At 64.1% G+C, this 16,837-nt stretch carries 19 protein-coding genes; all 19 read right to left on the bottom strand.

Annotation, left to right across the window (positions count from 1 at the left end):
• Nucleotides 1–4: 4 nt before the first annotated feature.
• Nucleotides 5–733: a biotin--[acetyl-CoA-carboxylase] ligase gene (locus LRS08_RS16495; RefSeq protein WP_257846131.1), complete on the bottom strand. Its 729-nt coding sequence runs from the start codon at nt 731–733 to the stop codon at nt 5–7.
• Complete coding sequence (gene nuoN / locus LRS08_RS16490; RefSeq protein WP_257846132.1) at nt 700–2,145, bottom strand: NADH-quinone oxidoreductase subunit NuoN; 1,446 nt, start codon at nt 2,143–2,145, stop codon at nt 700–702. The genes LRS08_RS16495 and nuoN overlap by 34 nt, the downstream gene beginning before the upstream one ends.
• Nucleotides 2,145–3,692 carry an NADH-quinone oxidoreductase subunit M gene (locus LRS08_RS16485; RefSeq protein WP_257846133.1) on the bottom strand — a complete coding sequence of 516 codons (1,548 nt, stop codon included), beginning with the start codon at nt 3,690–3,692 and terminating at the stop codon, nt 2,145–2,147. Before LRS08_RS16485 ends, nuoN begins: the two co-directional genes overlap by 1 nt.
• The gene (nuoL, locus tag LRS08_RS16480; protein ID WP_257846134.1) at nt 3,689–5,794 is read right to left on the bottom strand and encodes an NADH-quinone oxidoreductase subunit L; all 2,106 of its coding nucleotides are present in this window, start codon (nt 5,792–5,794) and stop codon (nt 3,689–3,691) included. Before nuoL ends, LRS08_RS16485 begins: the two co-directional genes overlap by 4 nt.
• A gap of 109 nt (nt 5,795–5,903) precedes the next feature.
• Nucleotides 5,904–6,209, bottom strand: coding sequence for an NADH-quinone oxidoreductase subunit NuoK (gene nuoK, locus LRS08_RS16475; protein WP_257846135.1), 306 nt, complete (start codon nt 6,207–6,209; stop codon nt 5,904–5,906).
• Complete coding sequence (locus tag LRS08_RS16470) at nt 6,206–6,832, bottom strand: NADH-quinone oxidoreductase subunit J (protein WP_257846136.1); 627 nt, start codon at nt 6,830–6,832, stop codon at nt 6,206–6,208. The genes nuoK and LRS08_RS16470 overlap by 4 nt, the downstream gene beginning before the upstream one ends.
• 30 nt (nt 6,833–6,862) lie before the next feature.
• The gene (nuoI, locus tag LRS08_RS16465; protein ID WP_257846137.1) at nt 6,863–7,348 is read right to left on the bottom strand and encodes an NADH-quinone oxidoreductase subunit NuoI; all 486 of its coding nucleotides are present in this window, start codon (nt 7,346–7,348) and stop codon (nt 6,863–6,865) included.
• The gene (nuoH, locus tag LRS08_RS16460; protein WP_257846138.1) at nt 7,345–8,400 is read right to left on the bottom strand and encodes an NADH-quinone oxidoreductase subunit NuoH; all 1,056 of its coding nucleotides are present in this window, start codon (nt 8,398–8,400) and stop codon (nt 7,345–7,347) included. Before nuoH ends, nuoI begins: the two co-directional genes overlap by 4 nt.
• 106 nt (nt 8,401–8,506) lie before the next feature.
• Nucleotides 8,507–10,528 carry an NADH-quinone oxidoreductase subunit NuoG gene (gene nuoG, locus LRS08_RS16455; RefSeq protein WP_257846139.1) on the bottom strand — a complete coding sequence of 674 codons (2,022 nt, stop codon included), beginning with the start codon at nt 10,526–10,528 and terminating at the stop codon, nt 8,507–8,509.
• Entirely contained in the window at nt 10,528–11,832 is a 1,305-nt protein-coding gene (gene nuoF, locus LRS08_RS16450) for an NADH-quinone oxidoreductase subunit NuoF (RefSeq protein ID WP_257846140.1), read from the bottom strand. Before nuoF ends, nuoG begins: the two co-directional genes overlap by 1 nt.
• A 1-nt stretch (nt 11,833) precedes the next feature.
• Nucleotides 11,834–12,007: a hypothetical protein gene (locus tag LRS08_RS16445; protein ID WP_260480985.1), complete on the bottom strand. Its 174-nt coding sequence runs from the start codon at nt 12,005–12,007 to the stop codon at nt 11,834–11,836.
• Complete coding sequence (locus LRS08_RS16440; protein WP_257846141.1) at nt 12,001–12,669, bottom strand: NAD(P)H-dependent oxidoreductase subunit E; 669 nt, start codon at nt 12,667–12,669, stop codon at nt 12,001–12,003. Before LRS08_RS16440 ends, LRS08_RS16445 begins: the two co-directional genes overlap by 7 nt.
• Nucleotides 12,670–12,675: 6 nt before the next feature.
• Complete coding sequence (locus tag LRS08_RS16435) at nt 12,676–13,023, bottom strand: hypothetical protein (protein WP_260480984.1); 348 nt, start codon at nt 13,021–13,023, stop codon at nt 12,676–12,678.
• Nucleotides 13,020–13,388 carry a nuclear transport factor 2 family protein gene (locus tag LRS08_RS16430; RefSeq protein WP_257846143.1) on the bottom strand — a complete coding sequence of 123 codons (369 nt, stop codon included), beginning with the start codon at nt 13,386–13,388 and terminating at the stop codon, nt 13,020–13,022. The genes LRS08_RS16435 and LRS08_RS16430 overlap by 4 nt, the downstream gene beginning before the upstream one ends.
• Complete coding sequence (locus LRS08_RS16425; protein ID WP_257846144.1) at nt 13,381–13,662, bottom strand: hypothetical protein; 282 nt, start codon at nt 13,660–13,662, stop codon at nt 13,381–13,383. Before LRS08_RS16425 ends, LRS08_RS16430 begins: the two co-directional genes overlap by 8 nt.
• Nucleotides 13,659–14,894: an NADH-quinone oxidoreductase subunit D gene (locus LRS08_RS16420; RefSeq protein ID WP_260480983.1), complete on the bottom strand. Its 1,236-nt coding sequence runs from the start codon at nt 14,892–14,894 to the stop codon at nt 13,659–13,661. The genes LRS08_RS16425 and LRS08_RS16420 overlap by 4 nt, the downstream gene beginning before the upstream one ends.
• Nucleotides 14,894–15,814, bottom strand: a complete 921-nt coding sequence (locus tag LRS08_RS16415) for an NADH-quinone oxidoreductase subunit C (protein ID WP_257846145.1) — start codon at nt 15,812–15,814, stop codon at nt 14,894–14,896. The genes LRS08_RS16420 and LRS08_RS16415 overlap by 1 nt, the downstream gene beginning before the upstream one ends.
• A complete protein-coding gene (locus LRS08_RS16410; protein WP_257846202.1) occupies nt 15,811–16,332 on the bottom strand; it encodes a NuoB/complex I 20 kDa subunit family protein in 522 nt (173 codons plus the stop codon). Before LRS08_RS16410 ends, LRS08_RS16415 begins: the two co-directional genes overlap by 4 nt.
• A gap of 47 nt (nt 16,333–16,379) precedes the next feature.
• The gene (ndhC, locus tag LRS08_RS16405; protein ID WP_260480982.1) at nt 16,380–16,754 is read right to left on the bottom strand and encodes an NADH-quinone oxidoreductase subunit A; all 375 of its coding nucleotides are present in this window, start codon (nt 16,752–16,754) and stop codon (nt 16,380–16,382) included.
• Nucleotides 16,755–16,837 lie beyond the last annotated feature (83 nt).

Below are 16,837 nucleotides of genomic sequence, written 5' to 3'. Positions count from 1 at the left end.
TCCTTCAGATCAGGAAGACGTCACCGGCATGAATGACATGCCGCGACCCATCGGCCAAGCGCAGGATCAGAGCGCCATCGGTTGTGAGACCGTCGAACAGGCCGTCATGGCTGGTGCCATCAGGGAGCCGCGCGGTGAGTGCTGTCCCTTTGCGATGCGCGCGGTCGAGCCAGCGTTGGCGAACCGGCTCCAGCCCCTCGCCGCGCCACCGCGACAGCCAGCGGGCGAAGCTGTCGGCGAGCATATCGGCAAAGCTCGCGGCGTCGACCGCCACACCCTGCGCGGCGAGGCTGGTGGCAGGGCGATCGGATAGTTCAGGGTAATGCGCCAGGTTGACGCCGATGCCGACGACTACGGCGTCACTCGCGCGCTCCAACAGCACGCCCGACAACTTTGCGCCGTCGATCAGCAGGTCGTTGGGCCATTTGATCGTCGCGCCGGTGGGCAGGAAGACGCGCACTGCTTCTTCGAGTGCAACGACCGTGACCAGCGCGAGCGCCGACGCCGGCGGGTCGGTCAGACGCACGCGCACGAGGGTGCTGCCGTAGAAATTGCCGACCGGCGATTCCCAAGCCCGGCCCTGACGCCCCTTGCCCGCAGTCTGGCGTTCGGCGCGCAACCACGATCCCTCGCTCGCGCCCGCCGCAGCGAGCGCCAGCATGTCGGCGTTGGTCGAACCGGTTTCGGCTACGACGCGGATCAGAAGAGCGTCCGCGCCGCCGCAATCGACCATGCGCCGAGCACCGGGATCAGCAGATAACCGAGCGGCGAGACGAAGATCGCCGCAGCGGCGATCAGCCCGCCTTCGAGCGCACTGTCACCCTTGGCATAGGCCGGGGCAGGCTCGTCGAAGTACATCGTCTTGACGATCTTGAGGTAATAGAAGGCGCCGATCACCGACGCAGCGATACCGATCGCCGCAAGCCAGAACAGGTCGGCGCGCACCGCCGCCTCGAACACTGCGAACTTCGCCCAGAAGCCGAACAGCGGCGGGATGCCCGCCAGGCTGAACATGAAGATCGCGAGCGCCGCCGCCAATGCCGGGCGCGTGCGCGACAGGCCCGACAGGCTGGCAATCGTCTCGACCGGCTGGCCATCCGCGTCGCGCATCTGGAGCACGACGAGGAAGCTGCCCAGCGTCATCACCACATAGATGGTGAGATAGGTCAGCACGCCCGCCACGCCCTCGGCAGTACCGGCGGCCAGACCGATCAGCGCGAAGCCGACATTGTTGATCGAGGAGTAGGCAAGCAAGCGCTTGATATTCTGCTGGCCGATCGCCGCGACCGCGCCGAGCACGATCGAGGCAAGCGCCGCAAAGATCACAATCTGGCGCCAGTCGCTGGTGACCGGACCCATCGCTTCGATCGCGACGCGGACCGACAGCGCCATGGCCGCAACCTTGGGCGCGCTGGCGAAGAAGGTGGTCACCGGCGTCGGTGCACCCTCATACACGTCCGGCGTCCACATGTGGAACGGTACCGCCGACATCTTGAACGCTAGGCCAGCGAAGACGAACACCAGGCCGAACAGCAGCCCCATACTCTCACCCGCAGCGTAAGCCGACGCGATGTCGCCGAACACCGTGGTCCCGCTGAACCCGTACACCAGGCTGATTCCGTAGAGCAGGATGCCCGACGCGAGCGAACCGAGGATGAAATATTTCAGGCCAGCTTCGGCCGAACGCTCGTCGCGGCGCATGAAGCTGGCGAGCACGTAGGAGGCAAGGCTGTTGAGCTCGAGCCCGATATACAGCGTCAGCAGGTCGTTCGCCGACACCATCATGCCCATGCCCGCGGTCGCGAACAGGATCAGGATCGGATATTCGGGGCGCAGATCCTCGCCACTGGTGCGCGCGAAAAAGCGCGGGGCAATGACGATCGAGACCGCCGCAGCGAAGAAGATCAGCGCCTTGGCATAGGCGGAGAACAGGTCGGCGCGGTACAGGCCATCAAACGCGGTGCCGCCCGACGACGCGGGGCCGGTCAGCGCGATGCCCGCACCGATCAGCACGGCGACGGACACCCAGCTCACCGCGCGCGTCACCGCCTGACCGCCCCATGCGGCGACCATCAGCAGCGCGAGCGCCCCGACCGACAGGACGATCTCGGGCAGGACCATCGAAACTTGTGCGGCGTAGTCCATCAGTGTGCCGCTCCGTGCTCGGCCGATTTATGGTCTTCGGCATGCGCGGCCCTGGCCGCTGCGGGATTGCCGGGGGTCGGAAGGCTGTCACCCGCCGGACGTGCGCGCTCGATCCGGGCAAGCAGCGTCGCGACATCGGCGCGCATCGGCGCGAGGAAGCTTTCCGGGTACACGCCCATCCACAGCACCGCCGCCGCGATCGGGGCGAGCAGCGCCATCTCGCGCTTGTTGAGGTCCGGCATTGCCTTGACGTCGTCCTTGGTGAGGTCACCGAACACGACGCGGCGATAGACGTACAGCATGTACGCAGCACCGAGGATAATGCCGGTCGTCGCGATCAGCGTCGCGAGCGTCGACACCTGGTAGGTACCCATCAGCGCCAGCAGTTCGCCGACGAAGTTGCTCGTGCCCGGCAGGCCGACCGACGCCATCGTGAACAGCATGAACAGGATCGCATATTTCGGCATGTTGATCGCAAGGCCGCCATACCGGTCGATCTCGCGCGTATGCAGGCGGTCGTAGATCACGCCGACGCACAGGAACAGGGCGCCCGATACCAGGCCGTGGCCCAGCATGACCATCATCGCGCCCTCGATCCCCTGACGGTTGAAGGTGAACAGGCCCAAGGTCACGATCGCCATGTGCGCGACCGACGAATAGGCGATCAGCTTCTTCATGTCGTTCTGCACCAGAGCGATCAGCGAGGTCACGACGACCGCGATGCACGACAGGCCGAACACCAGCCAGATCAGCTGCGCCGAAGCCTCCGGGAACATCGGCAGGCTGAACCGCAGGAAGCCGTATCCGCCAAGCTTCAGCAGCACGCCCGCCAGGATCACCGAACCGGCGGTCGGCGCCTGCACGTGCGCGTCGGGAAGCCAGGTATGGACCGGCCACATCGGCATCTTCACCGCGAACGACGCGAAGAAGGCCAGCCACAGCCAGGTCTGGACATCGACCGGGAAGTCATACGCCATCAGTTCGGGGATCGACGTCGTGTCCGCGGTGATGCTCATGTACATCATCGCGATCAGCATCAGCAGCGAGCCGAGCAGCGTGTAGAGGAAAAACTTGTACGACGCGTAGATGCGGTTCGCGCCGCCCCAGATGCCGATGATCAGGAACATCGGGATCAGGCCGGCTTCGAAGAACATGTAGAACAGGAAAATGTCCTGCGCCGCGAAGGTACCGATCATCAGCACTTCGGTGATCAGGAAAGCCGCCATATATTCCGGCACGCGCTTTTCGATCGCGGTCCAGCTGGCGCCGATGCAGATCGGCATCAGGAACACGCTGAGCATGATCAGCAGCAGCGCGAAGCCGTCGATGCCCAGCGCCCAGGCGAAGCGCCCGAAGATCGGCGTATATTCGACGAACTGCCACTGCGGCCCGCCAATCTCGAAATTCGCCCACAGCACGCCGCCGAGCACCAGGTCGATCAGCGTCGCAGTCAGCGCGATCCAGCGCGCATTGTTCGCGGTGGTGAACAGGCATGCGACCGCCGCAACCAGCGGCACGATCAGCATGATGGAGAGAATGCCGCTCATCGCGTGATCACCCAGGTAACGGCTGCGGTCAGGCCGATCAGCATGACGAACGCATAGCTATAGACATATCCGGACTGGAGGCGGCCGCTCCACACACCCGCGAACCTGACCGCCGCAGCGGAGCCGTTGGGGCCGAACCGGTCGATCAGCCCCTCGTCGCCCCGCTTCCAGAACAGGCGACCGAACCAGAAGGCGGGCTTCACGAACAGCACATTGTACAGCTCGTCGAAATACCACTTGTTCAGCAGGAACTTGTAGAGGAGCGAGAAGGTCGCGGTGAAGCGCGCCGGGATGGTCGGCGACTTGATGTACGCGACCCATGCCCCGAACAGGCCGAGCAGCATGACGATGCTGGCCGACAGCTTCACCCACAACGGCACTTCGTGCATCGCGTTCGCCAGATGCTCGTCGAACGCGACCGCGCCCTTCCAGAAGATCTCGCCAGCCTCGGGCTGGATGAAGAACTTGTTGAACGCGAAGCCCGCGAACACCGCGCCGAGGCTGAGCACCAGCAGCGGGATCATCATCGGCAGCGGGCTTTCGTGCGGATGATAGCCGCCGGTCCCGTCCGCCGTCTCATGTGCGCCATGCGCATGGGCATGCGGCTCGTGACCCGCATCTTCCTGCGCCGGCGGGTTCTCCGCATGCGCGACCGCGTGGCCATGCGCCTCGTCATGCGCGTGGTCATGGCCGTGCGAGTCATGCAGCGCGTGCTGGATATGCTCCGACTGGGTCCAGCGCGGCTTGCCGAAGAAGGTGAGGAACATCAGGCGCCACGAGTAGAAACTCGTCAGCAGTGCGGCGAACACGCCGACCCAGAACGCGCCCTGGCCCCAGCCCGATGCGTATGCCGCCTCGAGGATCGCGTCCTTGGAGTGGAAGCCCGCGAACCCGGCATGGAGCCAGTAGATGCCGACGCCGGTGATCGCGAGCGTGCCCGCCATCATCGTCCAGAAGGTGACCGGGATGTGCTTCCGCAGGCCGCCATAGTAACGCATGTCCTGCTCATGGTGCATCGCGTGGATCACCGAGCCGGCACCCAGGAACAGCAGCGCCTTGAAGAAGGCGTGGGTGAACAGGTGGAACATCGCCGCGCCATACATGCCGACGCCCGCAGCGAAGAACATGTATCCGAGCTGCGAACAGGTCGAATAGGCGATGACGCGCTTGATGTCGGTCTGCGTCGTGCCGACCGTCGCGGCGAACAGGCAGGTCGCCGCACCGATAAAGGTGACGAAGCCGAGTGCGATCGGCGCCTGTTCGAACAGCGGCGACAGGCGGCAGACCATGAACACGCCCGCGGTGACCATCGTCGCCGCGTGGATCAGCGCCGAAACCGGGGTCGGGCCTTCCATCGCGTCGGGCAACCAAGTGTGCAGGCCAAGCTGCGCCGACTTGCCCATCGCGCCGACGAACAGCAGCAGGCAGAGCACGGTCAGCGTGTCGACGCGATAGCCCAGGAAGCCGATCGTGCTGCCCGCCATGCCGGGCGCAGCTTCGAGGATTTCGGGGATCGAGATGGTGCCGAACACCAGGAACACGCCAAAGATGCCGAGCATGAAGCCGAGATCGCCGACACGGTTGACCACGAACGCCTTGATCGCGGCGGCGTTGGCCGACGGCTTCTTGAACCAGAAGCCGATCAGCAGATAGCTGGCGAGACCGACGCCTTCCCAGCCGAAGAACATCTGCAGCAGGTTATCGGCGGTCACCAGCATCAGCATGGCGAAGGTGAACAGCGAGAGATACGCGAAGAAGCGCGGCTGATCCGGGTCCTCTTCCATATAGCCCCAGCTATACAGGTGGACGAGCGCCGAGACGCTGGTGACCACGACCAGCATGACGGCGGTCAAGCTGTCGACGCGGAGTGCCCAACTGACGTCGAGATCGCCAGAGCGCATCCAGGTCAGCACCTGAACCACCTGCGGCTCGTTCGCGCCGGTCATGAACCCGATGAACACGGGCCAGCTCAGCCCCGCCGCGATCAGCAGCGCGCCGGTGGTGACGATCTTCGGGAACACTGTCCCGAACGCGCGATTGCTGAACCCCGCGACGATCGCTGCCAGCAGCGGCAGGAAAACGATGAAATGGATCGAAGACATCAAAACAACCCCGTCACCCCAGCGAAAGCTGGGGTCTCGTGCCACGAGGGCGCACGCTGGAGGAGGGAGATGCCAGCTTTCGCTGGCATGACGAGCTTCTTCACGCGCATCAGCCCTTCATCCGATTGACGTCGTCGACCGAGATCGTGCCGCGGCCGCGGAAATAGATGACGAGGATGGCGAGACCGATCGCGGCCTCACCCGCCGCAACGGTCAGCACGAACATGGCGAACACCTGACCCACCATGTCGCCAAGGTACGACGAGAAGGCGACGAGGTTGAGGTTCACGCTGAGCAGGATCAGCTCGATCGCCATCAGGATGACGATGAGGTTCTTGCGGTTCATGAAGATGCCCAGCACGCCCATGGTGAACAGGATCGCGCTGACGACGAGATAATGGGTGATTCCGATCACAGCTCCACCCCCTGCCCGACGGGCTGGTTGACGTTGCGGGTCGCGTCCTTCTGACGCCGGTTGATCTGGCGCCAGACATTCTGCTTCATCACCCCGCCGCGCTGGCGGTGGGTCAGCACGATCGCGCCGACCATGGCGACGAGCAGGATGAAGCCGGCAGCCTCGAACAGATACAGATAGCGGGTGTAGAGCAGCATGCCGACCGCTTCGATATTCGACACCTGGCCGAGTGCAGTGTCGGGGTCGATCGGGGCGACGCGCTTGGCCAGATCGATCTTGCCCGCGCTCCACGCAAAGGTGCCGATGACGATCTCCGCCGCCAGCGCAACCGCGATGGCGAGGCCGAACATGGCGTAGCGCACGAACCCGGCGCGCAGCTCGGCAAAGTCGATGTCGAGCATCATCACGACGAACAGGAACAGCACCGCGACCGCGCCGACATAGACGATGACCAGCAGCATCGCGATAAACTCGGCGCCTGCGAGTACCATCAGCCCGGCGGCGTTGAAGAACGCCAGGATCAGCCACAGCACCGAATGAACGGGATTGCGGGCGGTAATCGTCATCGCGGCGGAGAGGATTACCACCCCGGCGAAGAGATAGAAGGCGATTGCTTGAATCACGGAATCATGTGCCCCTTTGGTGCCGCGCGCTTAACGATAGGGTGCATCGGCGGCAAGGTTCGCGGCGATTGCGCGTTCCCAGCGGTCGCCGTTCGCGAGCAGCTTTTCCTTGTGATAGATCAACTCCTCGCGCGTTTCGGTCGCGAATTCGAAATTGGGGCCCTCGACGATCGCATCGACCGGGCATGCCTCGGCGCACAGCCCGCAATAGATGCACTTGGTCATGTCGATGTCGTAGCGCGTGGTGCGGCGGCTGCCGTCCTCGCGCGGCTCGGCCTCGATCGTGATCGCCAGCGCAGGGCAGATCGCCTCGCACAGCTTGCACGCGATGCAGCGCTCTTCGCCGTTCGGATAACGGCGCAGCGCATGCTCGCCGCGAAAGCGGGGCGAGAGCGGGTTCTTCTCATACGGGTAGTTGATCGTCGCCTTGGGCTTGAAGAGATACCTCAGCGTGAGGGCATGCGCCTTCACGAACTCCCACAGGGTGAACGAACGGACGAGTTGGGCGACGCTCATGCGGGAACTCCAACGCGGTCCAGCATCAGATAGCCGGAAACCAGGAATACGAAGAACAGCGACAGCGGGAGGAAGATTTTCCAGCCCAGGCGCATCAGTTGGTCATAGCGGTAGCGCGGAACGGTCGCCTTGATCCACGAGAAGACGAAGAAGAAGAACAGGATCTTGGCGAACAGCCAGATGATGCCCGGCACCGCATAGAGCGGCGCCCAGTCGATCGGCGGCAAATAGCCACCCCAGAACAGCACCGCGTTGAGCGTGCACATCAGGATGACGTTGGCATATTCGCCCAGCCAGAACAGCGCGAAGCTCATCGACGAATATTCGGTCTGGTAGCCGGCGACCAGCTCCGCCTCCGCCTCGGTCAGGTCGAACGGCGCGCGCGCAGTTTCGGCGAGGGCGGAGATCAGGAACACCACCGCCATCGGGAACAGCAGCGGGTTGAAGCCATAGCCGTTGAACAGGCCAAGGACATGGCCGCGCTGCCCCTCGACAATCCCGGTCAGGTTGAACGTCCCCGCCCACAGCACCACCGCGATCAGCACGAAACCGATCGAGACTTCATAGCTGACCATCTGCGCCGCGGCGCGCACCGCGGAATAGAAGGGATATTTCGAGTTGGACGACCAGCCCGCCAGGATCACGCCGTACACGCCGAGCGACGACGCCGCGAGGATGTAGAGCAGGCCGACATTGATGTTCGACAGCACCACGCCCGCCTGGAACGGGATCACCGCCCACACGATCAGCGCGACGGTGAAGGTGATGATCGGCGCGAGCAGGAACAGCCCCTTGTTCGCGCTCGACGGGATGATGGTTTCCTGAAGAAAGACCTTGAGCCCGTCCGCGAACGACTGGAGCAGGCCGAGCGGGCCGACGACGTTCGGACCGCGCCGCAGCGCGATCGCCGCCCAGATCTTGCGATCGGCATAGATGATCATCGCCACCGCCAGCATCAGCGGCAGCGCGATCAGCAGGATGCCCGCGATCGTCGCGACGAACCACGCCCATTCGAAGGACATGCCGAGGGTGTTCTGGAAAAAGTCGGTCATGCGAACATACCCGTCACCCCAGCGAAAGCTGGGGTCTCAAGAGAATAGAGCGCGCGCTTGCGGCACAAGACCCCAGCTTTCGCTGGGGTGACGAATGAGGAGCGCATCACTCCGCCGCCTCCGCGAAATCCTCGCCGTGGATCAGTTCGGCCGAGCAGCGCTGCATCGTCGGCGATGCGCGGCAGATGGCATTGGTCAGGTAGAAGTCGGCGATCGGGTAAGCGATTTCCTCTTCTCCCTTGGCCCATTCCCCCTTCGCATCCAGCGCGGGCGGGTTCCAGCCAAAGCTGGCGAGCCCTTCGCTGCCCAGCGCCGGCACTTCGGCGGCCATTGCCGCGCGCAGTTCGCCAAAGCTGTCGAACGGCAGCGTCTTGCCCATCACTTCGGACAGGGCGCGCAGGATCGTCCAATCCTCACGCGCGTCGCCGGGGGCCGAAACCGCCTTCTCGCTGCGCTGGACCCGGCCTTCCAGGTTGACATAGGTGCCATGCTTCTCGGCATAGCTCGCGCCCGGCAGGATCACGTCCGCCGCATGTGCACCCTTGTCGCCATGATGGCCGATATAGACGTTGAAGCTGTTGGCGAAGTTGGAGAAATCCACTTCGTCCGCGCCGAGGAAGAAGGTCAGCTTGGGGCTTGCCGCGACGATGTCGGCAATGCCGCCCTTCGACGCGAAACCGAGCATCAAGCCGCCCATGCGGCTCGCCGCCATGTGCAGCACGTTGAAGCCGTTCCAGCCTTCGCGCACAAGGTTCAGCTTCTTCGCCAGCGCCAATGCCGCGCCATGCCCGTTCTTGAGCGCCGCGCCGCCGACGATCACCATCGGGCGTGCCGCATCCTTGAACGCATCCGCCGCCGCCTTGGGCAGCTTGCCGAGCAGGCCGAGATCGTTGCCGAGCCACGTCGTTTTGTAGGTCAGGTCGGTTTCCGGCCCGATTGCGAAGACCTTGGCGCCGCGCTTGATCGCCTTGCGCACGCGGGTGTTCACCAGCGGCGCTTCCCAGCGCAGGTTCGTTCCGACCAGCAGGATCACGTCCGCCGTTTCGACACCCGCGATCGTGGTGTTGAAATTTACCGCCGACAACGACGACGTGTCATACGCCATGCCGGTCTGACGCCCTTCGAGCAGGGTCGAGCCGAACGACTGGACCAGCTTCTTGGCGGCGAAGATCGTCTCGCAATCGAGCAGGTCGCCATGGATCGCGGCAACCTTGTCGCCCGCACCCTTGGCCGCGACGGCGATCGCCGCGAACGCCTCGTCCCATGTCGCTTCGACCAGTCTGCCGTCCTTGCGGACATAGGGCTTGTCGAGCCGGCGGAAGCTGAGGCCGTCGACATGGTGGCGCGTCTTGTCGTGCGCCCATTCCTCGTTCACGTCTTCGTTGATGCGCGGGAGGACGCGCAGCACGCCGCGACCGCGGCTGTCGATGCGGATATTGGTGCCGACCGCGTCCATCACGTCGATCGCCAGCGTCTTCTTCAGCTCCCACGGCCGCGCTTCGAACGCATAGGGCTTCGACGTCAGCGCGCCGACCGGGCACAGGTCGACGACATTGCCCGACAGTTCGGACGTGACCGCCTTCTCCAGATACGACGTGATCTGCATATTCTCGCCGCGATAGATCGCGCCGATCTCCTCCACGCCCGCGACCTCTTCGGCAAAGCGGACGCAGCGGGTGCACTGGATGCAGCGGGTCATCACCGTCTTGACGATGGGGCCCATGTACTTCTCGGTCACCGCGCGCTTGTTCTCGGTGTAGCGGCTGTGCCCGCGCCCGTACGCGATCGACTGGTCCTGCAGATCGCACTCGCCGCCCTGATCGCAGATCGGGCAATCGAGCGGGTGGTTGATCAGCAGGAACTCCATCACGCCTTCGCGCGCGGCCTTCACCATCGCGCTGTCGGTGCGGACGTCCTGATTGTCGGCGGCGGGCAGCGCGCACGACGCCTGCGGCTTGGGCGGCCCGGGCTTCACCTCGACCAGGCACATGCGGCAATTGCCCGCGATGCTGAGGCGCTCGTGATAGCAGAAACGCGGGATTTCCTTGCCCGCAGCCTCGCACGCCTGGAGCACGGTGGCACCTGCGGGGACTTCGACTTCGATCCCGTCTACGGTCAGCTTGGGCATTATTCCGCTGCCTCTTGCATTGGCGAAAGTCCCCCGCCCTGCTTTTCGATGATCCGGCGCTCCATTTCGGGCCGGAAATGCTTGATCAGCCCCTGGATCGGCCATGCCGCCGCGTCGCCGAGCGCGCAGATGGTGTGGCCTTCGACCTGCTTGGTGACGTTGAACAGCGTGTCGATCTCGCTGATGTCGGCGTCGCCGGTGCGCATCCGCTCCATCACGCGCCACATCCAGCCGGTGCCCTCACGGCACGGGGTGCACTGGCCGCAGCTCTCATGCTTGTAGAAATAGCTGATGCGGCTGATCGCGGCGACGATGTCGGTGGACTTGTCCATCACGATCACGGCGGCGGTGCCCAGGCCCGATCCGAGCGAGCGCAGGCCGTCGAAATCCATCGGCGCGTCCATGATCTCCGCCGCCGGAACCAGCGGCACCGACGATCCGCCAGGGATCACGGCGAGCAGGTTGTCCCAGCCGCCACGAATGCCGCCGCAATGCTTTTCGATCAGCTCGCGGAACGGGATCGACATGCTTTCCTCGACCACGCACGGCTTTTCGACGTGCCCGCTGATCTGGAACAGCTTGGTGCCCTTGTTGTTCTCACGGCCAAAGCTCGCGAACCATTCGGGGCTGCGGCGCAGGATCGTGGGCGCAACCGCGATCGATTCCACATTGTTGACCGTGGTCGGGCAGCCATAAAGGCCCGCGCCCGCCGGGAAGGGCGGCTTGAGGCGCGGCTGGCCCTTCTTGCCCTCCAGGCTCTCGATCATCGCGGTCTCTTCGCCGCAGATATAGGCGCCCGCGCCGCGATGGCAGAAGACGTCGAAATCATAGCCCGAACCGCAGGCATTCTTGCCCAGCAGGCCCTTGGCGTAGGCTTCCTCGATCGCCTTGAACAGCGTCTCGGCCTCGCGGATATATTCGCCGCGAATATAGATATAGGCCGCACGCGCGCGCATCGCGAAGCCCGCGACCAGCGCGCCTTCGAGCAGCAAATGCGGGTCGTGGCGGATGATCTCGCGGTCCTTGCACGAACCCGGTTCGGATTCGTCGGCATTGATGACCAGGAAGCTCGGCCGCTCGGGCGTCGGGTTCTTGGGCATGAAGCTCCACTTCATGCCGGTCGGGAACCCCGCCCCGCCGCGCCCGCGCAGGCCCGACGCCTTGATCTTCTCGATGATCGTGTCGGGGCCGAGTTCGAGCAGCTTCTTGGTATTGTCCCACGCGCCGCGTTTGATCGCAGCGTCCAGGGTCCACGGCTGATAGCCGTAGAGGTTGGTGAAAATCCGGTCCTTGTCCGCGAGCATCTTAGCGCGGCCCCCCGATACGCTTGTTGTCCTTGACCGCGAGATAGATCGCGACGCCCGCGCCGATGACGAGCAGCGGCACGAACAGCTTCGCGGCGAGCTTCAGCGCCCAGATTGCGACGACGATGCCACCGATGATGGCGAGGATCGTGAAGATCGTGTTCTTGCTCACCATTCGCTCCTGTAATCGTGGTTTTCGGACACCATTGCGGTCAGCGTGGTCGGGCCGCCAAGCGGCTCGACGGTGTGGCGGCCGGGCTCCTGCGTGCCCGCCTTGGGGCTCTTGCCCTGCGCCAGCGCGTCGAGGATCGCGACGGTGCGGTCGTAGTTCAGATCCTCGAAATTATCGTCGTTGATCTGGACCATCGGCGCGGAGGCGCAATTGCCCATGCACTCGACCTCGGTCAGCGTGAACAAGCCGTCGGGCGTGGTCTTGCCCTTGGCCATGCCGCGGTTCTTGCACGCGGCGAACACCTCGTCCGATCCGCGCAGCCAGCACGGCGTCGTGCCGCACACCTGCACATGATATTTGCCGACCGGTTGCAGATTGAACATGGTGTAGAAAGTCGCGACCTCGAGCACGCGGATCACCGCCATGTCGAGCTCACGCGCGACGAATTCGATCACCGGGATCGGCAGCCAGCCCTGCGTATCCGTCTCCGCCCCGACCTGACGCTGGGCGAGGTCGAGATAGGGGATGGTGCAGCTCATCTGCCGCCCCTCGGGATAGCGCGCGCGGATGGTCGCCGCCTTTTTGGCGTTCTCCGCCGTCCAGGCGAACCCGCCCCAGCGTGCGCGGAGTTCCGGCGTGTCTTCGATTGCGTTTGCGTCAGCCATACCAGTTCAACCTATGCCCGGCCGCGAGGAGGCAGGGAAAATCTCGATCGAGACAACTTTTGACCCGTCGAACAGAAGTTCGGTCACCCACATCACCTCCTTGCGATCCTCCCGACACCTCCAAAGGATTGACGAGAGGTTCGGTGCGCGGGGCTGAGACAGCACAGCAGGCTTGCACGACTTGAACGCCTTCAACTGTGCCGCCTGCTCGGCCGTCAGCGCCTGGACCACGCCGGTGGCGACCGGATCGCGATCTTTCGCTACGGCAGCGATAAACTGATGGCTGATACGGATCCGCACCGATTCAGATGGGCCATTCGCCGCCATAGCAAAAAGAATTGCGAGAACGCTCACCGGATGAACTCCACGCGGCTCACCTTGTCGCCGCTGAAGGTGTAGATGGACATGACCTCGAACTGCTCGCCATCGGGCGCGCGCGAGACCGTTTCGTGGAGCAGCACCGTCTCGCCCAGCTCATAGCTGGCGAGGATGTCGGCGCGGTTGTGCGGGAACTGGGCGAACATCGCCTTCAGCCCCGCGCGGACGCCTTCCTTGCCTTCACGCAGCACCGCACCGCGATAGCCCGCTTCACAGGCATCGTCGGTCATCAGCGCGACATAGGCGTCGGCATCCTGCGCGTTGTAATGCGCGATCATTTCGTGCGCGGTCGCGATGCGGGTGCTCACGGCCGCGTCGTGGAGGGTGAGGGTGTCAGCCATTTTTGTATTCCGAAGAAAGACTTTCCCGCACGTCCTTCTGATACCGACGCTCGCCTTGGCGAGCGACAGCGCGCATCAACGCGGCATAGTATCCTGCGCCAACAACCAACCCGGTCACAAGTACGGACCAAAACGCGGCGCCCTGAGAGACTTCGCGCCAAATCACCACAGCAAAGAGCGCAACCGCCGCTGCAGGTCCGATCAGAAAAATGAGATTGGCGGCGCTCAGGAGGTCCCCCCGCTCATCCAACCACTCTGCTAGCCGCGCAATCACCGGTCACACTCCCCGAACACGATATCCATCGCGCCCAGAATCGCGGTGATGTCCGCCAACATGTGCCCGCGCGACATGAAGTCCATTGCCTGCAAGTGGCTGAATGCGGTCGGGCGGATTTTGCAGCGATAGGGTTTGTTCGACCCGTCGCTGACCATGTAGATGCCGAACTCGCCCTTGGGGCTTTCGGTCGCGACGTACACTTCGCCTGCGGGGACGTGGAAACCCTCGGTATAGAGTTTGAAGTGATGGATCAGCGCTTCCATCGACTGCTTCATCTCGGCGCGCTTGGGCGGCACCACCTTGCGGTCGAGCGATGCGATCGGGCCCGACGGCATATCGTTCAGGCACTGCTTCATGATGCGCGCGGACTGGTACACTTCCTCGACGCGGACCATGAAGCGGTCATAGCAATCGCCGCGCGTGCCGACCGGGATTTCGAAATCCATGCGGTCATACACGTCATAGGGCTGCGACTTGCGCAGATCCCACGGAATACCGGCGGCGCGGATCATCGGGCCGGAAAAGCCCCATTTGACCGCGTCGTCGCGATTGACGATCGCGATGTCGACATTGCGCTGCTTGAAGATGCGGTTCTCCGCCACCAGGCTGATCGCGTCGCCGAACAGCTGCGGCAGGCGCGTGTCGAGCCAGTCGCCGATATCGGTCAGCAGCTTGAGCGGCACGTCCTGATGCACGCCGCCGGGACGCAGGTAATTATGGTGCATGCGCGCGCCGGACATGCGCTCGAAGAAATTGAGGCAGTCCTCGCGCAGCTCGAACATCCACAGGTTCGGCGTCATCGCGCCGACGTCCATCACGTGCGCGCCGAGGTTGAGCATGTGGTTGCAGATGCGGGTCAGCTCGGCAAAGAACACGCGCAGATATTGCGCACGCACCGGTACTTCCAGGTCGAGCAGCTTTTCGACCGCGAGCACGAAGCTGTGCTCCATCGCCAGCGGCGAGCAATAGTCGAGGCGATCCATGTACGGGAGCGCCTGGGTATAGGTCTTGTACTCGATCAGCTTTTCGGTGCCGCGATGGAGCAGGCCGACATGCGGATCGATCCGCTCGATAATCTCGCCATCCAGTTCGGTGACGAGGCGCAACACGCCGTGCGCCGCCGGGTGCTGCGGCCCGAAGTTGATCGTGTAGTTGGCGATCGCCGTGTCGCCCGTGCTGGGATCGCCCGCATCGGTGCGACCCGCGATTTCGTCGAGATATTCGGCCATTATGCCTCATCCCCCTTCTTCGCGCGCGGCTTGGCGGGCTTGCGGGGCTTCTTCACAACATCGGGATTTGCGGGCGCCGGGCCGGCACCGGGCGACGCCTTGCCGATGCCGGTGTCCTGCGGACCGTCGCTGGTCTTGGGCTTGCGCACGCGCGCCTTGACCGGCTTGTCGGCAGCATCCGACTTGGCGACCGCATCGGCGGTTGCAGGAGTCGGCGCACCCTTGGCTGCGGGCGCGGCGGCAGGCTTTTCCTCGACCTTGACGGCGGGCGGCGGCGCGGGGGGAGCGGGCGGCGGTGGCGGCGCGACGTACTTCTCGTCGCCGGGCAGGATATATTCCGCCCCTTCCCACGGACTCATGAAGTCGAAATTGCGGAAGTCCTGCGCCAGCTGAACCGGCTCATAGACCACGCGCTTGTCGGCTTCGGAGTAACGCAGCTCGACAAACCCGGAGAGCGGGAAGTCCTTGCGCTGCGGATGGCCGCGGAACCCGTAATCGGTAAGGATGCGGCGCAGGTCCGAATTCCCTTCGAACAGCACGCCGTACATGTCGTACACTTCGCGCTCGAGCCAGCCGGCGACCGGCCAGATCGAGGTGACCGACGGCACCGGCTGAACCTCGTCCGTCGTCACGCGGACGCGGATGCGGTGGTTGCGGGTGTAGCTGAGCAGCATGTAGCAGACGTCGAACCGCTCGGCGCGCTCGGGATAATCGACCCCGGCAACCTCCATCAGCGCCTGATAGTGCAGCCCCGCGCCGTCGCGCAGCGCGATCATCGCCTCCGGCAACCGCGCGCGATCGACGGTCAGATTGACCTCACCGACCAGATCGGTCGCCTCGACCAGCATGTCGCCCAGCGCCGCCTGCGCAGCCGCGATCACGCCGTCATTGGCGGCGTATTTCGGAGCCGGGGCCTTCACCGCGTCACCGTGCCGATGCGGCGGATCTTCCGCTGAAGCTGCATCACGCCGTACAGCAGAGCCTCGGCAGTCGGCGGGCAACCGGGGACATAGATGTCGACCGGCACGATCCGGTCACACCCGCGCACGACGCTGTAGCTATAATGATAATAGCCGCCGCCATTGGCGCAGCTGCCCATCGAGATAACGTATTTCGGCTCCGACATCTGGTCGTAGACGCGGCGCAGCGCCGGGGCCATCTTGTTGCACAACGTACCCGCGACGATCATCACGTCCGACTGGCGCGGGGATGCGCGCGGGGCGGCGCCGAACCGCTCCATGTCATAGCGCGGCATATTGACATGGATCATCTCGACCGCGCAGCAGGCAAGGCCGAAGGTCATCCACCACAGGCTGCCGGTGCGCGCCCACTGGAACAGATCTTCGGTCGAGGTGACGAGGAAGCCCTTGTCGTTGAGCTCGCCATTCAGGTCGTTGAAGAACGACTGATCGGGTTGAACGATCGCGCCGCCCGCCATCGGCTGCCCCTGCGCGTTCAGGATCGGAGAAGTCTGGTTCACGTTACTCATTCCCAATCCAGCGCCCCGACCTTCCACGCATAAGCGAGGCCCAGGCCGAGTTCGGCGATGAAGATCATCATGGAAATCCACGCAGCCCACCCAAGATCGAACACCGTCACCGCCCAGGGGAACAGGAACGCCGCTTCAAGATCGAAGATGATGAACAGGATCGCGACGAGGTAAAAGCGCACGTCGAACTGGCTGCGCGGATCCTCGAACGCGGGGAAGCCGCATTCATATTCGGTGAGCTTTTCGGGCGTCGGCTGATGCGCGCCGGTGAAGCGGGCCGCGATCATGGGCAGAAAGACGAAGGCGCTCGACAGCACCAGCGCCACACCCAGGAACAGCAGGATCGGCAGATATTCGGACAGGTCGACCAAGACGGCCCTCGCGGTTGCGGAATCTTGGGGTCGCTTTAGGCCGATGACTGGGGGGCATCAAGGGCGGAAACCCTTGAGAATCA

The organism is Sphingomonas sp. J315 (assembly GCF_024666595.1).
GTDB lineage: Bacteria > Pseudomonadota > Alphaproteobacteria > Sphingomonadales > Sphingomonadaceae > Sphingomonas.
Note: the sequence above shows the minus strand (reverse complement) of the source record. Positions and strands in the feature narration are given on the sequence as shown.